This is a genomic window from Marinobacterium sp. xm-d-530 (assembly GCF_013283365.1).
Classification (GTDB): Bacteria; Pseudomonadota; Gammaproteobacteria; order Pseudomonadales; family Balneatricaceae; genus Marinobacterium_E.
Genome location: NZ_WBYM01000001.1, coordinates 215,609 through 236,950 on the forward strand (window position 1 = coordinate 215,609; position 21,342 = coordinate 236,950).

Here is a 21,342-nt window from a genome sequence, read left to right on the forward strand (position 1 = left end):
ATGAGGTCTCCCCTTGAAAAGCTACAAGCGTCTTACCCTGCTGATTCTGATTATCTTAGCTGCTGCAGTTACCTACTACATTGAGAGTGGCAAGCCGGAAGTGTCGCTGCAGACTCGTGCACAAGTTGAGACGGAACTCGCCAAAGACCCCACTTTCCCTGCTCGCCCTGTCTGGTGGGATAAGGGGCATATTTTAGGGGTAGGCGTACTACCCAACGGCCAAAACCGCAACAGCGACGCCGAACGCGCCTGCCAACTACTGACCCGCTTCGACATTAAACCCGCCGAAGTGCAGGTATTTGATGTACTGCAGATTCAGAATGATGATGAGTGGGTACAGATTGGTGGGGCGATTTGTAGCCGGTAGATAAAGCATCATCGGTGACAGGCCTTCAGCCTGTCATCCGCTGGTAGACTTTACTACCAATCTGGAAAACACCGATATCGCAGATGACAGGCTAAAGCCAGTCACCAGAGCTAAAAGCTAGATCAAAAGCTTTCTACTCGCCTAAAGGCGACCAGCCTTACTTTTTTGTCAGAAAAAAGTAAGCAAAAACTGACCACGCTCACTCGGCCTGCGGCACGCTCCGTTCAATGATTTTTCACTGAAGTCCAATAGGACACTGCAAACCGTTAATTGCTCCTGCATTAACGGAATACATGCCTTCCATGGCAATAAGTCGGCTCCTGCCTCCGTTGCAGACTTCGGCCATCCGGGCCTCAGCCGATTGAACTCTTAACCGTGAAAAACCATCGTACTCACTCTCGATCGGACGTGGACAAATTGGCACGAGATTAGAAACAGGCACTGTTGGAGCGGTCTTGAAAAGGCCGCGATTATTTTTTGTATGAATCTAGCTATTAGCACCGGTGTCTGGCTTTAGCCTGACATCTGCTATACCGGTGTTTTCCAGATAGGCATTAAATTCTGCCTGCGGATGACAGGCTGAAGCCAGTCACCGGCACTATCGAGATTGGAGGATCGCCGTTGGAGCTAGAGGAAGTGGTGGGCCCAGCAGGACTTGAACCTGCGACCGATCGATTATGAGTCGAGCGCTCTAACCAACTGAGCTATGGGCCCTAAGAAGCGCGCCCATAATACCTAGCTGGTAATATGGGCGCAATAACTTATAAATCAAAGATTTATTCGTCGATGAAACCACGTAGGTGATCAGAACGACTTGGGTGACGAAGCTTGCGCAGTGCTTTCGCTTCGATCTGACGAATACGCTCACGCGTTACGTCGAACTGCTTACCCACCTCTTCTAGAGTGTGGTCAGTGTTCATATCGATACCAAAGCGCATACGAAGTACTTTTGCTTCACGAGCAGTGAGACCCGCCAAGACAGCACGAGTCGATTCACGTAGGCCTTCACCCGTTGCTGAATCGATCGGTGAGTCCATCGTTGTATCTTCGATAAAGTCACCTAGGCTCGAATCTTCGTCGTCACCGATTGGAGTCTCCATCGAGATCGGCTCTTTCGCGATCTTCAATACTTTACGGATCTTATCTTCCGGCATCTCCATACGCTCTGCCAGCTCTTCCGGTGTCGCTTCGCGACCCATCTCTTGCAGCATTTGACGCGAGATACGGTTCAGTTTGTTGATCGTCTCGATCATGTGAACTGGAATACGGATAGTACGTGCTTGGTCGGCAATCGAACGAGTGATCGCCTGACGGATCCACCAGGTCGCGTAGGTCGAGAACTTGTAACCACGACGGTATTCAAACTTATCAACCGCCTTCATCAAGCCGATATTACCCTCTTGGATCAGATCCAAGAACTGCAGACCACGGTTGGTGTACTTCTTAGCGATCGAGATAACCAGACGTAAGTTGGCTTCAACCATCTCTTTCTTCGCGCGACGTGAACGCGCTTCGCCGATCGATAACTGACGGTTAACCTCTTTGATCTCGGTTAGATCAATGTTTAGCTCCTCTTCAACGGCAACCAGACGACGCTGTGCACGTTTAAGATCATCTAGGCTTGCTGAGATCGCATCAGAGTATGGCTTACCCGCTTTAACGAGATCATCGAAGTAATCAGGATTAGTTTCATTACCTGGGAAGGTTTTAATGAACTGATCACGCGGCATACGGCACTTCTGAGTACACATACGCATGATGTTGCGCTCTTGTGTACGGATACGATCGATGTAGCCACGAACACGGCTAACCAACATATCGTAGTAGCGTGGAGACAGTTTAACGGGAGCAAACACCAGTGCTAGCTCTTCAAGGGCTGCACCAAATGCTGATGAATCACGACCTTTGCTCTCTGCTTTAATCAGTTTAGCCAGAGCCTCTTCGATGGCACCGAAACGTTCAGCCGCCTCTTCTGGGTCTGGACCACGATCCTTTTCTGAATCATCATCGTTGCTGTCGTCGTCATCCGAATCATCGTCTGCGTCTTCAACCTCCTCCTCTTCAGGAATAGGATTGTTATTGGCGATTTCAGCATCAGGATCGATGTAACCGCTGAACAAATCGCTTAAACGACCCTCCTCTTCAACGGTCGTTTTGTAGGCATCAAGCACCAAGGCAACACTGCCTGGGAACTGAGCAAGCGCACCCATGACACCACGGATACCCTCTTCAATACGTTTCGCAATTTCGATCTCGCCTTCACGAGTCAGCAGCTCAACGGTACCCATCTCACGCATGTACATGCGCACGGGATCGGTAGTACGACCGGCATCCGACTCCACTGCAGCAAGAGCGGCAACCGCCTCTTCGTCAGTATCGTCACCTGCATCACCGTCGGTCATAAGAAGCGTTTCAGCATCCGGCGCAACTTCAGACACAGAGATGCCCATGTCATTGATCATGCGAATGATATCTTCTACCTGATCGGGATCGGCGATATCTTCAGGGAGGTGATCGTTCACCTCAGCGTAGGTCAAATAGCCCTGTTCCTTACCTTTAGCGATAAGTTCCTTAAGGCGTGATTGCTGCTGTTCAGTGTTGTCAGACATTTAAAATCCTGTGTCTAGCCACGTTGGGCGCGCAAAAATTGCAAGCGCCGAAGTATAGCTAAAAAGTTCAACCTCTGCCAGTTAAAGACGGATTAACGACAGGGTTATTAATAGTTTATAAGTGGGGACAGAAGGAAGGGTTTACAAGGCCTTACGCGCCAAGAGTTGCGCCAGCTGCTGTTTCTCTTCGTTAGTCAGTGGTCGCTCACGCGAGAGACGCGTCAGTTCAGCCAATTCGTGCTCGTATTTACGTGATAATAAGCGCCCCATAGCATCATCCAGCAACACCTTGGCATCGACATTATCGAGCACCGGATCGACCTGTGAGATCTCATTAAGCATCAGCAGGTTGGGCACCATTTCTGGGTCACGCTGCCAATCCAACAGCAGCGTACCCAGACTCGCATCGGGAGTGGTCTGCAGGTAGCTGAGCAACTGCCTAAGCAGCGATATATTCTCAACGTAGAGCCCTTCCAATTCAGTCGCCTGAACCACCTGATGCGCTAAGTCAGGACGGTGCAGCAGTATCGAGATTGCAGAGTTAACCAGGTTGATCTTAGTACTGATACCCGATCGCACTGGCCCTGAAGCTTGTGGAGTCTGAGAGGAGTAAGAATCTGAGTAGCTCGACTCCGATTCGAAATAGCGCGGATGCTGATACTCACCCGAGTCATAATCCGGCATCGACTCTGGCTGATACGACGATTTGGGTCGAGCTGCAGACTCAGGCGCGATCGTCTCCACTTTGGAGTGCAGGTTAGTGATGGTATCCAACTGTTCTATCGTCAAACCGGTCATCTCGGCAACCCGATCCAACATCATCTGCTGCAGCACTGAGGTCTGCATGCTACGAATTTTAGGAAGCGCTTGGGTCGAAAAGCGAGCTCGACCATCCATCGAGGTGAGATCGATATTGTCACTCAACGCTTTAAAGAAATACTCACTGAACGGCAAAGACTCATCCACTCGTGCCGTAAAGGCATCCAGACCTTCACTGCGCACCAGTGTGTCAGGGTCTTCACCATCTGGTAGGAATAGAAAACGGGCTGTTAGGCCATCTTTCATGACCGGCACACAGGTATCCAACGCACGCTTGGCCGCTTGACGCCCTGCAGCATCCCCATCAAAACAGAAGATCACTTCAGTCACTATCTTAAAGATACGCTCGAGGTGCGCTTCAGTGGTTGCTGTACCCAAGGTAGCCACCGACCAGGTTAAACCGTGCTGCGCCAAACTCACCACATCCATGTAGCCTTCCACGATCAGCAGACGCTCTAATGAGCCGGTATGCTGACGCGCCTCATAGAGGCCATAAAGCTCTTTACCCTTATGGAAGGTATCGGTCTCTGGGGAGTTAAGGTATTTCGGTTTTTCGTCCGTTAATACACGTCCACCAAAACCGATGGTACGACCACGCATATCACGGATAGGGAACATAATACGATCGCGAAAACGGTCGTAACGACGGCCGCGCTCTTCGTTTTCGACCATCATGCCGGACTTGAGTAGCAGCGGATCAGCATCCTCAGTCTCTTTGGCTATGTGTTTCTGCAGGTTATCCCAACCCGGCGGGGCATAACCCAATTGAAAACGCGCGGCGATCTGACCGCTCAGACCACGCTCTTTCAGATAGGCTACTGCTTTAGCTTTGTCGCTATGATTGCGCAACTGCTGTTGGTAAAAGGCGTTAGCGCTCTCGAGGAGATCAAACTGTTTCTTGACCTGTTTCTCATAAGCCACATCGCGCTGACGATCATGCTCACGCGGCACATCCACACCGACGGTACGCGCCAACTCTTCGATCGCTTCAGGAAAGTTGAGCTTCTCATACTCCATAACAAAACCGAGCGCATTGCCGCCAGCACCACAACCAAAACAGTAGTAGAACTGCTTATCAGGACTGACTGAAAACGACGGGGATTTCTCTTTATGAAATGGGCAGAGTGCGGAGTAGTTTTTACCGGCGCGCTTAAGCTTGATACGCGAATCGATCACATCGACGATGTTCACTCGCGCTAAAAGGTCATCTATGAAGTGCTGCGGAATTCTTCCTGACATTCAACTGCTCGCTGTCTGTTCCAGCGAACACTCTATCAGAGTTTCGCTTTGACCTTACCTGAAACGGCTCCCATGTCGGCACGACCTTGAAGTTGCGGCTTGATGATGGCCATTACTTGGCCCATCGCCTGCATGCCGGAAGCATCGGTTGCAGCAATTGCTGCATCGATAATTGCATCGATCTCTACATCACTGAGAGGCTGCGGCAAGAAAGTTTTAATCACCTCCGTCTCTTGCTGCTCCTTTTCCGCCAGTTCAGGACGCTCAGCCGCCTGATACTGGGCAATCGAGTCTTTGCGCTGCTTGACCATTTTGTCTAGCACCGCGAGCACGCGATCATCATCAAGTTCGATGCGCTCATCCACTTCGATGCGCTTTATCTCAGCCAGCATCAATCGGATCGTTCCAAGACGCACTTTATCTTTAGCGCGCATTGCAACCTTCATTTCATCAGTAATCTGACTCTTCAATGAAGACATCTTAATAACCTAATCTATCGTTTACTACAAAGACTCGACCACAAGGAATCTAGTCTGCGTCTTTACTTAATTAGTAAAGGCGAACGCGACGAGCGTTTTCACGCTGAAGCTTTTTAGCGTGACGCTTAACTGCTGCTGCAGCTGCACGCTTACGAGCAGTTGTTGGCTTTTCGTACGCTTCACGTTTACGAACTTCAGCTAGGATACCTGCTTTTTCGCAAGAACGTTTGAAACGACGTAGTGCAACGTCAAATGGCTCGTTATCTTTAACTTTAACGGCTGGCATGTTTTCCAATTACCTTTCAAGTTTGGTTTAAATTAACCTCGGACGTAATTTTCCGAGGGCGCCAAATAATACAGAGCACCACACCTTATGTAAAGCAATTTAACGCTTCACTAACTAGCCAGATTTCTGAATAATATGTGGCACCATTAATAGCTATGATTAAGGCCAGCTCTGAATGCTTGTACTCGGTATTGAAACCTCCTGTGATGAAACCGGCGTAGCGCTCTATGACAGCGAACGCGGCCTTTTAGGTGACGCGCTCTACTCGCAAGTAGAGATGCATGCTGAATATGGTGGCGTCGTACCCGAATTAGCCTCGCGAGATCACGTCCGCAAGCTGATTCCATTGATTAGAGAAGTATGCAAAGAGGCCGAGTGTACGCTGCACTCTATTGATGCCATTGCTTACACAGCTGGACCTGGACTGATTGGCGCCCTGATGGTCGGCGCCTCTACTGGTCGAGCATTGGCTCTAGCTCTGGGCATCCCTGCGGTGGGCGTCCACCACATGGAGGGGCACCTACTAGCACCGATGCTAGAGGAGACACCACCAAGTTTTCCTTTTGTCGCTCTATTAGTTTCAGGTGGCCACACCCAGCTTGTCAGCGTAAAAGGGATCGGCGAATACTCTCTACTTGGCGAATCATTGGATGATGCTGCCGGCGAAGCCTTTGATAAAGCGGCGAAAATGATGGGGCTGGACTACCCTGGTGGCCCGTTGATCGCCAAACTGGCCGAAAGTGGCAACAGCGATCGCTATACTTTCCCAAGACCGATGACCGATCGTCCTGGGCTAGATTTCAGTTTCTCAGGTTTGAAGACCTTCACCTTGAACACGGTTGAAGCTGCAAAGCGCGAAATGGGCGAGCTGGATCAACAAACCTCGGCTGATATTGCTGCCTGTTTTGAAGATGCCGTGGTCGATACATTGGCGATTAAGTGTCGACGTGCAATTCAGCAGACCGGGTTTAAAGAGCTCGTGATCGCAGGTGGTGTTAGCGCCAACAAAAAACTGCGTAAAAAATTGGGTGATATGGCCAAAAAAGAGGGTGCTAAACTTTTCTACGCCCGCCCCAAGTTCTGTACCGATAACGGCGCGATGATTGCCTATGCAGGCACTCAGCGTTTGATGGCCGGGGAGCGCTCACCACTCGCCATTACAGCCCAGCCACGCTGGCCAATGGAGACACTACCTGCCCTCGGCAAAGCTGGAGAGGTGCAATAATGGACACTATTTTTATAAAAAATCTTAGATTCGAAGCAATCATTGGCATCTATCCGCATGAGCGGACAGAACTTCAGCCTATGGTGATCAATTTAGAGATGGCCAACGACATTCGTGACGCGGCCAAGAACAACGATCTAGAAGCCTCTATCAATTACGCCGCCGTCAGTGAAGCGGTTATTCAGTTCTGCCAAGAGGCCAAAGCGGAGCTGCTAGAGACGCTCGCTGAAAACCTATCAGAGTTCTTAATGACTCAATTCAATATTCCTGGACTGCGTCTTGAGATTGGCAAACCGATCGCCGTAGCTGAAGCGGAACTGGTCGGCGTTCGAATTGCTCGTGGAGTAAGTTTCTAGTGCACCACATTCTGCTCGGCGTCGGCAGCAACCATCATGCCGAATCCAACATTCGTGCCGGCCTAGAGCAGCTCACTCACTTCTGCAGCAGCATCGAACACTCACCCTGCTATCGCAGCTCTGCCATCGACCCATCCCAACCCGACTACCTCAACCTAGTCACTAAAGCCGAAACCGAGCTAGACCAGGCGTCGTTGATTGATGCACTGAAGTCGATCGAGATTCAACAGGGACGAATGAGTGGTCGCTACTGCGCTCTCGACATTGACCTGCTCTGCTTTGATCAAGAGATCGTCGAATCTGAACAGTTCAATCTGCCACATAAGGACCTGGAAAACTACGCACACGTGTTACTGCCAGCCGCCGATCTATGCCCAAACCAGCAACACCCAACGCTTGGTTATACCTTTATTGAATTATGGAATAAAAAAAGGGATCAGTTGCTTGAAAATCAATCCCTTTACCCGCACTCTTTATAGAACAGAAACAAGATAAAACCTTACATTTCAGAGGTCTACTTCGGTGCTAAACCTGTTCTGGATCCCCCTACTGACACTCATTGGGGTGTTCGTTTCTCTTTCTGCTAACAGAGTGTCGAGAACGGCTTGCGCGTATGCGACGGCCGCACTGCCCGCGGCGGCTTTGGCTATCGTTATCTCATACGCACCCTCGGTACTCGATGGTGAGCATTTTGTTGAGCAATTCGAATGGATTCCAGCAGTCGGATTAGAACTCGCGTTCCGACTCGATGGGTTTGCACTGCTGTTTGCCCTGTTGATCTTAGGCATCGGTCTTCTCGTTATACTCTATGCCCGCTACTACTTATCTGAGCAGGACAACATGCCGCGCTTCTATGCGATGTTAATCCTATTCATGACCGCCATGTTGGGTATTGTGCTGTCAGAGAACCTGATTCAACTCTGGCTATTTTGGGAACTGACCAGCATCAGCTCCTTCTTGTTGATCAGCTTCTGGAATCACAAGAGCGAAGCGCGCAAAGGTGCTCGCATGGCACTGACCATTACTGGAATGGGTGGTTTGGCGTTGTTTGCAGGCATTTTGCTGATCGGCCAGGTGGTCGGCAGCTTCAACCTGACGGATGTATTGGCTCAAGGGGATCTAATCCGCGGCTCTGAGCTCTACCCCTATATTCTAGTCCTAGTGCTTCTGGGTGCTTTTACTAAGTCGGCACAGTTCCCATTCCACTTCTGGCTTCCCCACGCCATGGCGGCGCCAACGCCGGTCTCTGCTTATCTTCACTCAGCAACCATGGTGAAAGCGGGCATCTTTTTGATGGCTCGACTCTACCCGGCGCTTGCGGGTACCGACATGTGGTTCTTGATCGTCACCTTGACCGGTCTTGCCACCTTGCTGGTCGGCGCATACATGGCGCTGTTTAAGCACGACCTTAAAGGGCTTCTGGCTTACTCCACTATCAGTCACTTAGGTCTAATCACGCTACTGCTCGGTTTAAACTCGAAGCTTGCGGCGGTCGCTGCCACCTTCCACATCATTAACCACGCGACCTTTAAGGCTTCACTGTTCATGGCCGCAGGCATCATCGATCATGAGACGGGTTCACGGGATATGCGCAAGCTGAACGGCTTGTGGCGATACATGCCTCACACAGCAATGCTAGCGATGGTCGCGGCACTGGCCATGGCAGGGGTTCCGCTACTGAACGGTTTCCTATCGAAAGAGATGTTCTTTGCAGAGACCCTTCAGCAGGGGTCACTCGGTGCGCTCTCATGGATTCTGCCTGTTCTAGCGACTGTTGCCGGTATCTTTTCGGTTGCCTACTCGTTGCGCTTCATTCATGACGTCTTCTTTAACGGTGAACCGATCAATCTTCCTAAGACACCGCATGAGCCTCCACGCTACATGAAGATTCCTGTCGAGATACTGGTCGCACTCTGTTTTGTCGTGGGTATTGCCCCTGGTCTGGTAGTTGCAGAGATTCTGCACAGCGCTGCAACCTCTCTGCTACAAGGCGAGACGCCCTACTACAGCTTGGCCATATGGCACGGATTTAACTTCCCACTGCTGATGAGTTTCATTGCACTGTTGGGTGGCATTGTCGTCTACGCGACCCGTAAGCAGTTGTTTGAGTTTCAGGCGCAATTCCCTGAACGAGACGCTAAAGCGATCTTTGATCAAAACATCAAGCGCATTGTGGATGCTGCCACACGAATTTACGGCACACTTGAGAACGGATCGCTGCAGCGCTATACCATGCTGTTCATCTTGAGTGTTGCGCTCTTTACGACGGTTCCAATGACGAAGCTGATCAATTTAGAGGGTGCTCGCCCACTGCTGCCGGTCGATGGCATTAGCATCGTCGCTACCATTATTTTGGTCGTCTCCACACTGGTGACGCTGATCTGGCACCGCAAACGAATGATCGCACTGATTGCCGTCTCGGTCGTCGGCTTAATCGTCTCTCTAATCTTTGCCCGTTTCTCAGCACCTGACTTAGCACTGACTCAACTCTCAGTTGAGGTGGTCACGGTCATACTGCTGATGCTCGCACTCTTCTTCTTACCACAGGTCACTGCAAAAGCGGCTAGCCCCTCATCGGTGGTACGTGACCTTGGTTTGGCAACTCTGATTGGTGGCGTGATGGCAACCATTAGTTACGCCATGATGACCCATCCGCAAACCTCGATCGCCGACTTCTTTATCGCCAACTCAAAAACAGGTGGCGGTGGTACCAATGTGGTCAACGTGATTCTGGTCGACTTCAGGGGCTTTGATACCTTTGGCGAGATCACCGTACTGGGTATTGCCGGTTTAGGTATCTACAAACTGATCGCACGTATGAAACTCTTCATGCCATCAGCTGATCTTAACGGCATACCATGGAGCAACGATCACCACCCGATGATGCTTGCGACCGTCTCAAGAGCACTGCTTCCACTAGCTCTCTTGGTGTCGGCTTACATCTTCTTACGTGGTCACAACCTACCCGGCGGTGGCTTTATTGCCGGTCTAGTGACTGCCGTGGCTCTGATCCTGCAGTACATCGCTAACGGTGTCGATTTCATGCGCGAACGCTCGAAACTGAACTACCAGTGGCTGATCTCTGTCGGTTTGATCATCGCAGGCGCGACGGGAATGGGCAGCTGGCTATTTGGCTACCCCTTCTTGAGTTCTTGGTTTGATTACTTCTACCTGCCAGGTATCGGTAAGTTCGAGTTGGCCAGTGCCATGTTGTTTGATCTAGGGGTCTACCTAACCGTCATTGGATCCACCCTACTTATACTCGGGAACCTTGGTGCACTGACGACTCATGCACGTCCAGAGGAGTCTAAATAATGGAGTTACTGATCAGTTTAATTATTGGCCTACTCACCGCTGTGGGGGTGTTTCTGGTACTTCGTGGTCGTACTTTCCCAGTGGTACTTGGCTTAACAGTGCTCTCTTACGCTGTGAACCTGTTTATCTTTTCCGCCGGTCGACTCGTCATTGATGGTGCCGCGGTATTGAAATCTGGCCTAGCAACACCGGACCCTGTTCCGCAGGCGCTGGTACTGACTGCCATTGTTATCGGTTTTGCAATGACCGCCTTCGCGGTCATCCTGGCTATTCGTGCCCGTGCCGATCTCGGTAACGACCATGTCGATGGCCGACTACCAGAACAGAGCGGAGAGCAGAAATGAACCACCTAATCACTCTGCCCATCATCCTGCCGCTTCTGTTAGCCACGCTGCAGTTACTGCCTGTTTTTGAAAAAAGTATCGAGCGCCAGCGTGTCATCAGCCTGGTAGGGTCGCTTACTCTGGTGATCGTCTCAGTCGCTCTGCTCATGTCAGCATCAGCAGGTAATGTAACGCTTTATGCACTGGGTAACTGGGATGCGCCGTTCGGCATCCAGCTAGTTGGCGATCGCCTATCGAGCCTGATGGTTCTGCTGACCTCACTCCTACTGCTATCGGCCAATCTCTATGCCAGCGCAGGGGACGATAACCAAGGGCGCTACTTCTACCCGTTGATGATGTTCCAAGCGATGGGGATCAACGGTGCTTTCCTAACAGGGGATATATTCAACCTATTCGTCTTTTTTGAGATCCTGCTGATCGCCTCTTACTCTCTACTGATTCACGGCGGCGGAAAACACAAAACCAGCGCAGCTGTGCACTATGTATTCCTGAACCTTGTCGGCTCTGCAATTTTCCTATTTGCGTTAGGTATTATTTACGGCACGCTAGGCACCCTTAACATGGCCGATATGGCGCTGCGAGTACGTGAGCTTAATGAGTCTGAGATTCAACTGACTAAGATTGGCGGCATGATGCTGCTCTCGGTGTTCGCTCTGAAAGCGGCGCTACTACCTCTACAATTTTGGCTACCAAGAACCTACGCATCGGCCCCAGGTCCCGTCGTGGCCCTCTTTGCCATCATGACCAAAGTGGGCATCTACTCGATTATTCGCGTTCAAAATCTGATCTTTGGTGACAGCGCTGGTGCTCTAACCGACCTAGGACAGGATTGGATCTGGGTATTGGCGCTCGGCACACTGGTGATGGCCACTCTAGGGGTTATTTCGGCACCGAGCGTGAAACGTCTGGCCGCTCACCTAGTCATTTTGTCTGTCGGCACGCTGCTGGTGGCCGTCGGTTTTGGCAGTGCAAACTCTCTATCAGCAGCACTTTACTACGCCGTTCACTCTACGTTAGCAGGCGCTGCTTTCTTCTTAATCGGGGACATTATTGCTGAGCAACGTGAACGCTCGTTTGACCGAATCGTGGCCGGTCGCTCTTTAGCGCAGCCAATGAGCATTGGGATACTCTTTTTTATTGCGGCTCTAACACTGATCGGTATGCCACCACTGTCGGGCTTTATTGGTAAGTTTTTGATTATGAAGTCGATCGACAGCAGCTCGGCACTGGTCTGGGCTTGGCCGCTGTTATTGATCGGTAGTTTAGCAGCACTGGTCGCCTTTTCACGCGCCGGATCGACACTGTTTTGGCGCTCCAACGGTAAACCGGATAGCAGCAAGGCCTCAGCAACACGTAAATTTATTGCGGTCGGCATATTGCTGAGCGCTGCACCGTTAATGAGCCTTTTTGCTGGTCCAATCACCCAGTACACAGACGCGACTGTTGAGCAGTTACAGGCGTTTGAGCATGACCCGACACAGATAATGGCTAAAGGAGTACAACAATGAGTTTCGTACGATCTTGGCTACCACGCCCATTCTTATCACTGGTTCTGTTAATTGTCTGGTTGCTGATGAACAACAGTTTCTCGCTCGGGCAAATAGTGCTGGGGTTGATCCTAGCCTTGGGAATCCCGCTACTGACAGAACCTCTACAGACTCAACAGATGGCGGTTAAGAGACCGCTAAAACTGATCAGATACATTCTGGTATTACTGTGGGATATCGTGGTCGCCAATCTTGCGGTAGCCAAACTGATTCTAGGACCAACCAAAGCGCTGCAACCTGGCTTTATCGCCTACCCGCTTAACCTGACGGGGGATCTACCGATTACCCTGCTTGCCTCAACCATATCACTGACTCCTGGAACCTTGAGTGCCGAAGTGAGCAAGGATCGAGAGTGGCTTTACATACACGCCCTTGATCTTCCCGACGAGCAAGCGTTGATTGATGAGATTAAACAGCGTTACGAGACCCCGCTGAAGGAGATATTCCAATGTTAGAGATCAGCCTTAAAATCGTTCTCGTCATGATCAGCATCGCTCTTATCATGAACACTTACAGTTTAGTCAGAGGCCCCTCGTTGCCCGAGCGCATTCTGAGCTTGGATACGCTCTACATTAACAGTATTGGTTTGATTCTGATCTATGGCATTGTGCAAGCCAGCTCAATCAACTTTGAAGCCGCACTGTTAATCGCCATGCTCGGCTTTGTCAGCACGGCCGCGCTCTGCAAATACCTTCTGCGCGGCGATATCATTGAGTAAGGGATAGGACAGAACAACTATGAATTTTGCGATTGAATTGATCCTATCTCTGCTACTGCTGCTAGGCGGATCATTAATTCTGATTGGTTCACTGGGTCTGATTCGTCTTCCTGACGTTTACACCCGTTTGCACGCACCTACAAAAGCGACCACCCTCGGTATGGGTGCGATCTTGATTGCATCAATGCTATTCACTCTGTTTGATCAGGGTTCATTAAGTGTGCAGCAACTTTTGATCACGCTGTTCCTGTTCATCAGCGCCCCTTTAACTGGGCACCTGTTAGCCAAAACAGCCATGCATCAGCGCTTAAAACAGATCGACAAGACCAAAAACGCGGAACTGATTGAAGTAGCTCGGGATCGAGAAGCTCCCAATCACTCTTCGGATTGAGGCAAGGCTAGGCTCGACGTCACCAACGGCTCACCGGCCTCTAATCGACGGTGAGTATCTTCGATGGATCGATCCTTAGGGTAGATCGCTTTCGCTTGAGCAATCAGCGCTAGAGCACCCTCCTCATCCCCGATATTTTGACGAGCAATCGCCACATCTCTATAGAGTTGAATATCCTGTATCTGTTCAAGATAGGCTTCGCCCCACTCAATAAAGCCCAATACAGCATTCTGATCTTGATGCTCTATCGCACCATAGAGTGAAGAGCGCATTACAAAGTACTCACCCAACTCTTTAAAGTAGACATTGTTGAGCGCGAACCTCAAATGGGTGGGCTCAGTGCCGCGATGTTTGTAGTACTGCATGATTCCGGTCTGCGACAACAGCGAGTGAACCAAAAAGAGCACCATAATCGGCACAATGAATAGTGGACTACCTTTCAAAAGAGCGGTCGCACCCAGCGAGAGTTTGACCGGTTTGATAAGAGTGCGGTGCGAGAAGAGCACGGCTAACAGCAGTGTCAGTAGAATCCAGTGGTATGTTGAAATATAAAAAGGTAACTCTGTCTGGGTATGCAGAGCGATGGGTAATAGCAGTGCGGCAAGCGCCAACCCCTCTCCCCACCCTAAACGGATCAACTGCAACACAACCCCTAAGACCGCGATACCAATGGCCAGCAGTGCGACCAAGCCGCCCTCGTCCATCCAAAACAGCAGTTCATTGTGAGGATGGGAGAATCGAGGACTTCCATCGACTGCTGAAGCGTCCGTTGTCTGATAGTAGGTGACACGCTCTTTTTGGAATTCAGACTGGAAGCTACCGATGCCGTGACCAAACAGCGGAGAGCGTTCAAACACATCCAAAGCAATACGATAGATATGAGGACGAGCGTCCTTACCCTCTTCAGCCAGTTTTTCGATCTTGTTGTAGGCCTGCAGCGCCCCATCATTGGCTTGATAACCGGCAATAGCTCCGGTTCCCAGTGTGAATGCCAACGCAATCGCCAATAGCGGCTGACTGATCAACGCTTTAATACGCCCTGCGCAGATCAACAACAGCGCTAGCACAGCACCGATCAAACCGACCCTAGAACCGGATGCAGTGACCTCTAGTGATGCTAGAAACAGCGTTAGAAAGAGCGCTGATTTTTGCGGCCAGCGCTGTTCATTGAAGGTTTTCGTAGTCGCTAACCAGAGTGCCAACGCCACCGCTGTTGCCATCAATGAGGCTTGTAAATTGGGTTGCTGGAACATCCCCAGCAGCCGATTGCCCGATGAGATAGGCACCCAACCTCTAAACAGTGGGTGTGAAATCATCTGTACCAGGCCGACCAGAGCATGAATCAACATCGACGCCAATAACAGATAGAGCAACTGATTCATCTGTTGCTCACTGAGTCGATACTGCAACACGGATAACCAGAGCGCGATACCACCAAACACCACACCGAGTCGAATCAGCCACTCGCCGGGGCGATCCATACCTGAGACAAACCCCGTCAGGTAGAGCCCTATCGGCATTGCTAAAATTAACCAAAGGTAGTTTGGACGCACCCATTCACCAGACTCTATAATCTTAAAAATGGCGCCCGCAATGATAAAGAGCACCGGCAACCAGACCACCGCATTAAACGGTAGATTCAACCCTTCACCCCCTAAATTGTCCTGGTAATAGAAGGGCGCAACCAGAAACAGCAGGCTCAAAAGAATCGTTAAAACTTTAGATGCACGACTCTCATCTGAATCTTGGCCCAATAGTTGCATGTGATCTCCGTAAGTTTGGGTAAATAGCTGATGACTATTAAGTAATAGCACATGTAAGAAAATTGTCGTGCTTTTATGCTTATAATGACAGTTATACCTATAAAGTAGATTTATTGATTAAGGAAATTCAATGCTCTCTAAAGTGATCATCCCCGTTGCCGGCCTCGGTACTCGAGTTCTTCCAGCCTCTAAAGCCATTCCGAAAGAGATGCTGCCCGTCGTCGATAAACCAGTTATCCAACACGTCGTGGAAGAGGCCGCACGCGCAGGATTTCGCCAGATTGTTTTGGTGACACGCTCGGGCAAAGAGTCGATCGAGAACCATTTCGATGCCAACTACGAGCTAGAGCAGATGCTTGCGCTTAAGAATAAGACTGCTCTTTTGAATGCGGTAGAGAACTCACTACCAAAGGGCATCGAGGTCATCTCTGTGCGCCAACCTAGTGCAAAAGGCTTGGGGCATGCCGTGTTGTGTGCTGCCCACGTGATTGGTTCAGAGGACTTTGCCGTCATGCTGCCCGATATGGTGATTGACGATGAAGGTCTTGCCAGTGACTTCTCTGAGATGGTGAAACGCTATCAGAAGAACGGTTCAGGCCAGATCATGGTAGAGGGCGTGCCACAGGAACATGTTGATCGTTACGGTATCGTTGATTGCGGCGGCCAACAGTTGACCGCCGGCACAGGCACCCCAATTCATGGCATGGTTGAGAAACCACCCGTCGATCAAGCGCCATCAAACCAAGCGATTGTCGGTCGTTACATTCTGCCTAACCGTGTGATGGAGCTGTTGAAGACGACACAACCCGGTGCCGGCGGCGAAATCCAACTAACCGATGCGATGCTAGAGCTACTATCAGAGTCAACAATGGAGGCCTACAGCATGCGTGGTACCGTCTATGACTGTGGTAACAAAGCGGGTCTTCTACAAGCTAACCTTGCATTCGGTTTGAAGCACCCTGAAACCGCTGATGCGATGCGTGACTTCCTAGCTAAGAAGCAACTCTAAGAGGTCGATATGACTCAAGCTTGGTCGAAACTGGAACAATCAGCGGCACGTTTGAGTGCACAGCATCTTCGTGAATTGATCGATACCGATCAACGCTTTGAATTACTGTCGTTCCGACATGAAGGTATGTTGATGGACCTCAGCCGCCAGCGAATCGATGCTCAGGTGATGAGTGAGCTACTCGAATTGGCTAACGAGAAGCAGCTTCCGTCAGCCATCAAAGCGCTGTTACAAGGTGAACACGTCAACAACACGGAAGACAGAGCGGCGCTTCACTCTGCACTGCGCCTACCTAAAAGTGCACAGCTCCAAGTCGATGACCAAGATGTTGTCAGTGATGTTCACAAAACCTTGGATCGCATGGAGCAGTTTGTTAACCAGATCCATCAGGGTCAGTGGCGTGGCTACACCGGTAAACCGATCACCGACGTGGTCAACATCGGTGTCGGCGGGTCTGATCTTGGTCCGTTGATGATCTGTGAAGCGACCCACCAGTTCCGACCAGAAGCGTCATTGAACATCGGTTTGCACTTTGTCTCCTCAATGGATGGTAGTCAGCTTTCAAATCTTCTGCTTGAGTTGGATTCAGAGACCACCCTGTTCGTTCTATCGTCCAAATCCTTTGGCACCATTGATACGCTGGCTAACGCGGCAACAGCAGTGGACTGGCTTCAAGAGCGTAGCGGTTTAAATCGTGAGCTTCTGATCAAACAGCACTTCATTGGCGTCACTGCCGCTCCTGAAAAAGCCATCGCTTGGGGCCTTTCTGAAGAGACACTGCTAGAGTTTTGGGAGTGGACCGGTGGACGCTACTCGCTCTGGTCCGCGATCGGCCTACCGATTGCTATCAGCATAGGGATGCAGGGCTTCCGTGATCTGCTGGCTGGTGCACACAGCATGGATAAACATTTCGAAGAGGCTGAGTTTGCCAACAACCTTCCAGTGCTTCTGGCTCTGATCGGTATCTGGAACATCAACTTCCAGGACATTCATGCCCATGCGATCTTGCCGTATGACGGTCGATTAGCCCATCTTCCCGCTTATCTAGAGCAGTTGGAGATGGAGAGTAACGGTAAGAGTGTTGGCATTGACGGAAGCTCAATTGCACAGCGCACCTGTCCGATTCTTTGGGGCGAGATTGGCCCGAACGCACAGCATGCGTTTTACCAGCTTCTTCACCAGGGTACCGAGCGTGTGATGTGTGACTTTATTGTCCCTGCACGTCGCTACGTCGATCGAGAGAGCTCACTGCAAGAGCAGCACCAGTTGGCGCTGGCCAACTGTTTAGCTCAAGCTCGCGTGCTGGCGCTAGGCGATGCTGCGCTGACCGATGGCATTGAGCGTCCAGCCTGGCAGCGCTACTTCGGCAACCAGCCTAGCACGGTTCTGATGCTGGATGAGCTAACGCCCTATAATTTAGGGAGCCTGATCGCACTCTATGAACATAAGGTCTACGTTCAAGCGGTCATCTGGGGCATCAACCCATTTGACCAGTGGGGTGTTGAGCTGGGTAAAAAAGTGGCGAACGATCTAATTACTGCACTCAACCAAAGTGCCGACCATCAGTACGACCCTGCTACGGAGGGACTACTGAATGAGATTCAAAATTTGCGAGGTAACGGACAATGAAGATCAGCGTTTGGGGACACGAACTCAGCGCATGGATTGCCCGTGCGCAATTGGCTGCCTATGGTAATGACATCTACCACGCAGTCGCTGATAACGAACCCATTGAGAGCCACTTACGATCTGAGCCAGGACTTCTGACCAGCATCCAAGCGGCCGAGTTTAATCAGCGTCTGATTATCGACCCTCACAAGGCTCTGGAGTCCGAAGTTCACTGGATAGCCATGGAGTCGAGCGATTTTGCTGAAGCGAAAATATTGGTCGAGCGTTTAGCTGAATCGGACAAACCTCTGCTTCTAATTAACCAGAGTAACTTTGGCGTCGGCGCCAGCGATGAACTGCAGTCGATGCTGGATGAGAGCAAAGGGCAGTACGTTGTCTACTTCCCGGATGTGCTGCAAGCGGGCCAAGCGATGCAGCAGTTTGCCAACCCTCAAGCTCTGCTAATCGGCAGTGAGCACGAGGTAGCAACAGAGCTACTACTCAGCCTGTTACGCCCCTTCCACTTAGGGCAGAGAGCCATTCAGCGTATGACACGCCGTGAGGCCGAGTTCGTTAAGTATGCGATCACCGGTATCTTGGCGCTCCGTCTAGGCTACATTAACGAGATGGCGGGACTGTGCGATCAGCTAGGCATCGATATCGATGCGATTCGCCGTGGCATGACTACCGATGTGCGTATCGGTAGTCACTACCTGCAACCAGGCTCTGGATTTGGTGGTCAGCAGTTCACCCAATATCTAGAAGGACTATCAACACTACTCAGTGAACAGAAGGGCTCTGTCTTTGTCGATACCCTACTGCAGCAGAATGAGGTCAATAAAGAGTGGCCATTTAGAACGCTGTGGCAACACTATCAGTGTGACCTGAGTAACAAGACCTTTGCTATCTGGGGCGTTGCGTTCAAGCCAGGTGTGGCCGACGTTGAGACCTCACCCGCATTGCGCGTCATCGATGCACTGTTGGCGCAAGGGGCTAAACTACAGATCCATGATCCTGAAGCGCTACAGACACTGGCCGCGCGCTATCCAGGCAACCAGCAGATACAACTGATGACACATAACTATGACGCCTGTGAGGGCGCCGATGCGCTATTGGTACTGACGGCTTGGCCAGAGTACGCATCACCCGACTTCAATCGCATCGCCTCTCAGTTGGAGAATCCTCTTATCATTGATGGGCGCAATCTGTATGATCCAAACCGCGTCCAATCAGCGGGAATTACCTACTACTGTATGGGACGCAGCTGTTTAACCAACGCCTAATTTCAAAAGGTTGCTGTGACCCATAAAAAGATTGAACACGCCCAGCTAAACTGGCGTGACGAACAACCCGAGTCGACTCAGTTTGGTGATATCTACTTCAGTGTTGAAGATGGTATCGCTGAGACTGAGCATGTGTTCATTCAATCCAATCAGCTTCCAGAGAGACTAGCATCACTCGACAAGCCAATGTTCACCATTGGTGAAACCGGATTTGGTACCGGACTTAATTTCCTAGTAGCTCGTCACCATTTTTTAACGACGGCTAAACCGCAGCAAACACTGCACTTCATCAGTTGTGAAAAGTACCCAATGCGCCTCGCTGATCTTAAGCGCGCATTGACACCCATTGGTGCAAAAGAGCCGTTCGCAGAGGGCGTTGATCAACTGGTGAGGCTATGGCCTGCTGCTCTACCTGGGTTTCACCAATTAAGCTTCGACAACGGGAGAATTCAGTTATGGCTCCTATTCGGCGATGCAGCCCAACAACTGTCGCAGATCGACGCCAGAGTGGATGCATGGTTCTTAGATGGGTTCGCTCCGTCAAAAAACCCTGAGATGTGGCACGAAGGTCTGTTTAAACAGCTGGCCAGATTGAGCAGTGAGAACACCAGTTTTGCGACTTTTACTTCTGCCGGCATCGTTAAACGAGGCCTGCAATCGGTGGGTTTTGAGATCAAAAAGATTCCTGGATTCGGCCGAAAGCGAGAGATGATTCACGGCCAATTTATTCAGGCCAGAGATTCACAGTCGCAGACTAAGCCATGGTTAGCTCGCCCGACTGCTCAAGAGAGAGGCAAAAACTGCGCTGTCATCGGGGCTGGGCTTGCCGGTGCTAGCGTTGCTCACGCATTAGCTGAGCGGGGCATAGAGGTTGATCTCTATGAGCGAGCACCGAAACCCGCAACGGGCGGCTCCGGTAACCCACAAGGGGCGCTCTATGCCAAGTTACCGGCGGTGCCGACTGCGGCATCCCGCGTCCACGCCAACGGCCTGCAGTTCACCGTCAATCAACTCAAGGCATTAAACCTTGATGACCAACAGCACGCCGATCTGTGTGGGGTGTTACAGCTCGCTGTCAGTGAAAAAGATCAAAAACTGCAGCAGAAGTTGATCGAAGCAAACAACTACCCTGAATCGCTGGTTAAACGGGTATCTGCAGAAGAGGCGTCTGAACTGGCAGGTACCGTCACAGAACATTCAGCACTCTATTTTCCAGACGCGGGTTGGGCATCGCCTCCTAAACTGGTCGACTATCTACTCAAACATGACAATATTCGCAGCCACTTTAACTGCCCCATTGAAACCCTTGAGCGTGACGGCAGCCAATGGCTAATCAACGGTGAAGCCTATTCACAGGTGGTTATCTGCAGTGCGTATGAGACAGAGCTACTAACAGGGTTAGCGAAGCTTGATCTGAAGCCTATTCGTGGCCAGACCAGCTGGTGCTCATCCGAAGAGACACCGAACTTAAAAACCGTGGTGTGCGGTGAGGGGTACATTTCACCGGCTCTGAATGGACAGTACTGTTTTGGCGCCTCATTTAAGGTGAATGACACTAGTCAGGATCTGAAACAGGCAGAGCACCAACACAACTTAGATCTTCTTGAACGGGCGCTGCCTGAGCTGTCTGAATCGGTGCAAAACAGAGAACTCTCTGGACGAGCATCGCAGCGAGCAGGGACTCGCGACTACCTGCCGATGGTCGGGGCTTTGTGTGATACAGAGAAATTGGTTGAGCAGTACCAGCGCTTAAGTGTCGATGCCAGTACAGAGTTCAATGACACAGCGCCTTGGCTTGAGGGGCTCTATGTCAGTGTGGGGCATGGCTCTAAAGGGTTGATCACCTGCCCTATCGCAGCGGAGATCATTGCCGCGCAAATCACCCACCAGCCCTACCCCTTAGAGCAGGAGTTGGTGGATATCTTATCGCCACAGCGATTTGCGATCCGCGATCTGATTAGAGCGGCTCATTCAAAAGGCTAAT

19 protein-coding genes and 1 tRNA gene are annotated in these 21,342 nt (G+C 50.8%); 14 read left to right on the top strand and 6 right to left on the bottom strand.

The window, feature by feature from the left end; genetic code table 11:
• The first annotated feature begins 13 nt into the window (after nucleotides 1-13).
• Nucleotides 14-367, top strand: coding sequence for a hypothetical protein (locus tag XMD530_RS01150; RefSeq protein WP_173506588.1), 354 nt, complete (start codon nucleotides 14-16; stop codon nucleotides 365-367).
• A gap of 637 nt (nucleotides 368-1,004) precedes the next feature.
• Here the strand turns inward: XMD530_RS01150 and XMD530_RS01155 are convergent.
• The 5 genes from XMD530_RS01155 to rpsU form a co-directional block, all read right to left on the bottom strand.
• A tRNA-Ile gene (locus XMD530_RS01155) sits at nucleotides 1,005-1,081 on the bottom strand.
• Nucleotides 1,082-1,143: 62 nt separating this feature from the next.
• On the bottom strand, nucleotides 1,144-2,976 hold the full coding sequence (gene rpoD, locus XMD530_RS01160; protein WP_173506589.1) for an RNA polymerase sigma factor RpoD: 1,833 nt from the start codon (nucleotides 2,974-2,976) through the stop codon (nucleotides 1,144-1,146).
• A 141-nt stretch (nucleotides 2,977-3,117) separates the two neighbouring features.
• Nucleotides 3,118-5,034, bottom strand: a complete 1,917-nt coding sequence (dnaG, locus tag XMD530_RS01165) for a DNA primase (RefSeq protein ID WP_173506590.1) — start codon at nucleotides 5,032-5,034, stop codon at nucleotides 3,118-3,120.
• A 35-nt stretch (nucleotides 5,035-5,069) separates the two neighbouring features.
• Entirely contained in the window at nucleotides 5,070-5,513 is a 444-nt protein-coding gene (locus XMD530_RS01170) for a GatB/YqeY domain-containing protein (RefSeq protein ID WP_173480408.1), read from the bottom strand.
• Nucleotides 5,514-5,583: 70 nt separating this feature from the next.
• Entirely contained in the window at nucleotides 5,584-5,799 is a 216-nt protein-coding gene (gene rpsU / locus XMD530_RS01175; RefSeq protein WP_169451420.1) for a 30S ribosomal protein S21, read from the bottom strand.
• A 175-nt stretch (nucleotides 5,800-5,974) separates the two neighbouring features.
• On the opposite strand from rpsU, the gene tsaD reads away from it, so the two are divergent.
• From tsaD to XMD530_RS01220, 9 genes are read left to right on the top strand one after another with little or no spacing between them, the layout of a single operon-like run.
• Entirely contained in the window at nucleotides 5,975-7,024 is a 1,050-nt protein-coding gene (gene tsaD / locus XMD530_RS01180) for a tRNA (adenosine(37)-N6)-threonylcarbamoyltransferase complex transferase subunit TsaD (protein ID WP_173506591.1), read from the top strand.
• Nucleotides 7,024-7,380: a dihydroneopterin aldolase gene (folB, locus tag XMD530_RS01185; RefSeq protein ID WP_217364138.1), complete on the top strand. Its 357-nt coding sequence runs from the start codon at nucleotides 7,024-7,026 to the stop codon at nucleotides 7,378-7,380. Before tsaD ends, folB begins: the two co-directional genes overlap by 1 nt.
• Nucleotides 7,380-7,859, top strand: a complete 480-nt coding sequence (folK, locus tag XMD530_RS01190) for a 2-amino-4-hydroxy-6-hydroxymethyldihydropteridine diphosphokinase (protein WP_173506592.1) — start codon at nucleotides 7,380-7,382, stop codon at nucleotides 7,857-7,859. The genes folB and folK overlap by 1 nt, the downstream gene beginning before the upstream one ends.
• Nucleotides 7,860-7,902: 43 nt before the next feature.
• Nucleotides 7,903-10,695 (top strand): monovalent cation/H+ antiporter subunit A, encoded by a 2,793-nt coding sequence (locus XMD530_RS01195; protein WP_173506593.1) that lies wholly within the window; start codon nucleotides 7,903-7,905, stop codon nucleotides 10,693-10,695.
• Nucleotides 10,695-11,039, top strand: coding sequence for a Na+/H+ antiporter subunit C (locus XMD530_RS01200; RefSeq protein ID WP_173482856.1), 345 nt, complete (start codon nucleotides 10,695-10,697; stop codon nucleotides 11,037-11,039). The genes XMD530_RS01195 and XMD530_RS01200 overlap by 1 nt, the downstream gene beginning before the upstream one ends.
• On the top strand, nucleotides 11,036-12,547 hold the full coding sequence (locus tag XMD530_RS01205) for a monovalent cation/H+ antiporter subunit D (RefSeq protein ID WP_173506594.1): 1,512 nt from the start codon (nucleotides 11,036-11,038) through the stop codon (nucleotides 12,545-12,547). The genes XMD530_RS01200 and XMD530_RS01205 overlap by 4 nt, the downstream gene beginning before the upstream one ends.
• Nucleotides 12,544-13,041: a Na+/H+ antiporter subunit E gene (locus XMD530_RS01210; protein WP_173482858.1), complete on the top strand. Its 498-nt coding sequence runs from the start codon at nucleotides 12,544-12,546 to the stop codon at nucleotides 13,039-13,041. Before XMD530_RS01205 ends, XMD530_RS01210 begins: the two co-directional genes overlap by 4 nt.
• The gene (locus XMD530_RS01215; RefSeq protein WP_173480400.1) at nucleotides 13,035-13,304 is read left to right on the top strand and encodes a K+/H+ antiporter subunit F; all 270 of its coding nucleotides are present in this window, start codon (nucleotides 13,035-13,037) and stop codon (nucleotides 13,302-13,304) included. The genes XMD530_RS01210 and XMD530_RS01215 overlap by 7 nt, the downstream gene beginning before the upstream one ends.
• A 19-nt stretch (nucleotides 13,305-13,323) precedes the next feature.
• The gene (locus XMD530_RS01220; RefSeq protein WP_173480399.1) at nucleotides 13,324-13,695 is read left to right on the top strand and encodes a Na+/H+ antiporter subunit G; all 372 of its coding nucleotides are present in this window, start codon (nucleotides 13,324-13,326) and stop codon (nucleotides 13,693-13,695) included.
• Here XMD530_RS01220 and XMD530_RS01225 read toward each other — a convergent pair.
• Entirely contained in the window at nucleotides 13,680-15,458 is a 1,779-nt protein-coding gene (locus XMD530_RS01225) for an O-antigen ligase (RefSeq protein WP_173506595.1), read from the bottom strand. The two genes, XMD530_RS01220 and XMD530_RS01225, sit on opposite strands and share 16 nt — an antisense overlap.
• A 130-nt stretch (nucleotides 15,459-15,588) precedes the next feature.
• Here XMD530_RS01225 and galU point away from each other — a divergent pair, with 130 nt between their 5' ends.
• From galU to mnmC, 4 genes are read left to right on the top strand one after another with little or no spacing between them, the layout of a single operon-like run.
• Nucleotides 15,589-16,467, top strand: coding sequence for a UTP--glucose-1-phosphate uridylyltransferase GalU (gene galU / locus XMD530_RS01230; RefSeq protein ID WP_173506596.1), 879 nt, complete (start codon nucleotides 15,589-15,591; stop codon nucleotides 16,465-16,467).
• 9 nt (nucleotides 16,468-16,476) lie between these two features.
• On the top strand, nucleotides 16,477-18,096 hold the full coding sequence (gene pgi, locus XMD530_RS01235; protein WP_173506597.1) for a glucose-6-phosphate isomerase: 1,620 nt from the start codon (nucleotides 16,477-16,479) through the stop codon (nucleotides 18,094-18,096).
• Nucleotides 18,093-19,358 carry a UDP-glucose/GDP-mannose dehydrogenase family protein gene (locus tag XMD530_RS01240; RefSeq protein WP_173505724.1) on the top strand — a complete coding sequence of 422 codons (1,266 nt, stop codon included), beginning with the start codon at nucleotides 18,093-18,095 and terminating at the stop codon, nucleotides 19,356-19,358. Before pgi ends, XMD530_RS01240 begins: the two co-directional genes overlap by 4 nt.
• 15 nt (nucleotides 19,359-19,373) lie before the next feature.
• Nucleotides 19,374-21,341 (top strand): bifunctional tRNA (5-methylaminomethyl-2-thiouridine)(34)-methyltransferase MnmD/FAD-dependent 5-carboxymethylaminomethyl-2-thiouridine(34) oxidoreductase MnmC, encoded by a 1,968-nt coding sequence (mnmC, locus tag XMD530_RS01245; RefSeq protein ID WP_173505725.1) that lies wholly within the window; start codon nucleotides 19,374-19,376, stop codon nucleotides 21,339-21,341.
• The last annotated feature ends 1 nt before the right edge of the window (nucleotide 21,342 follow it).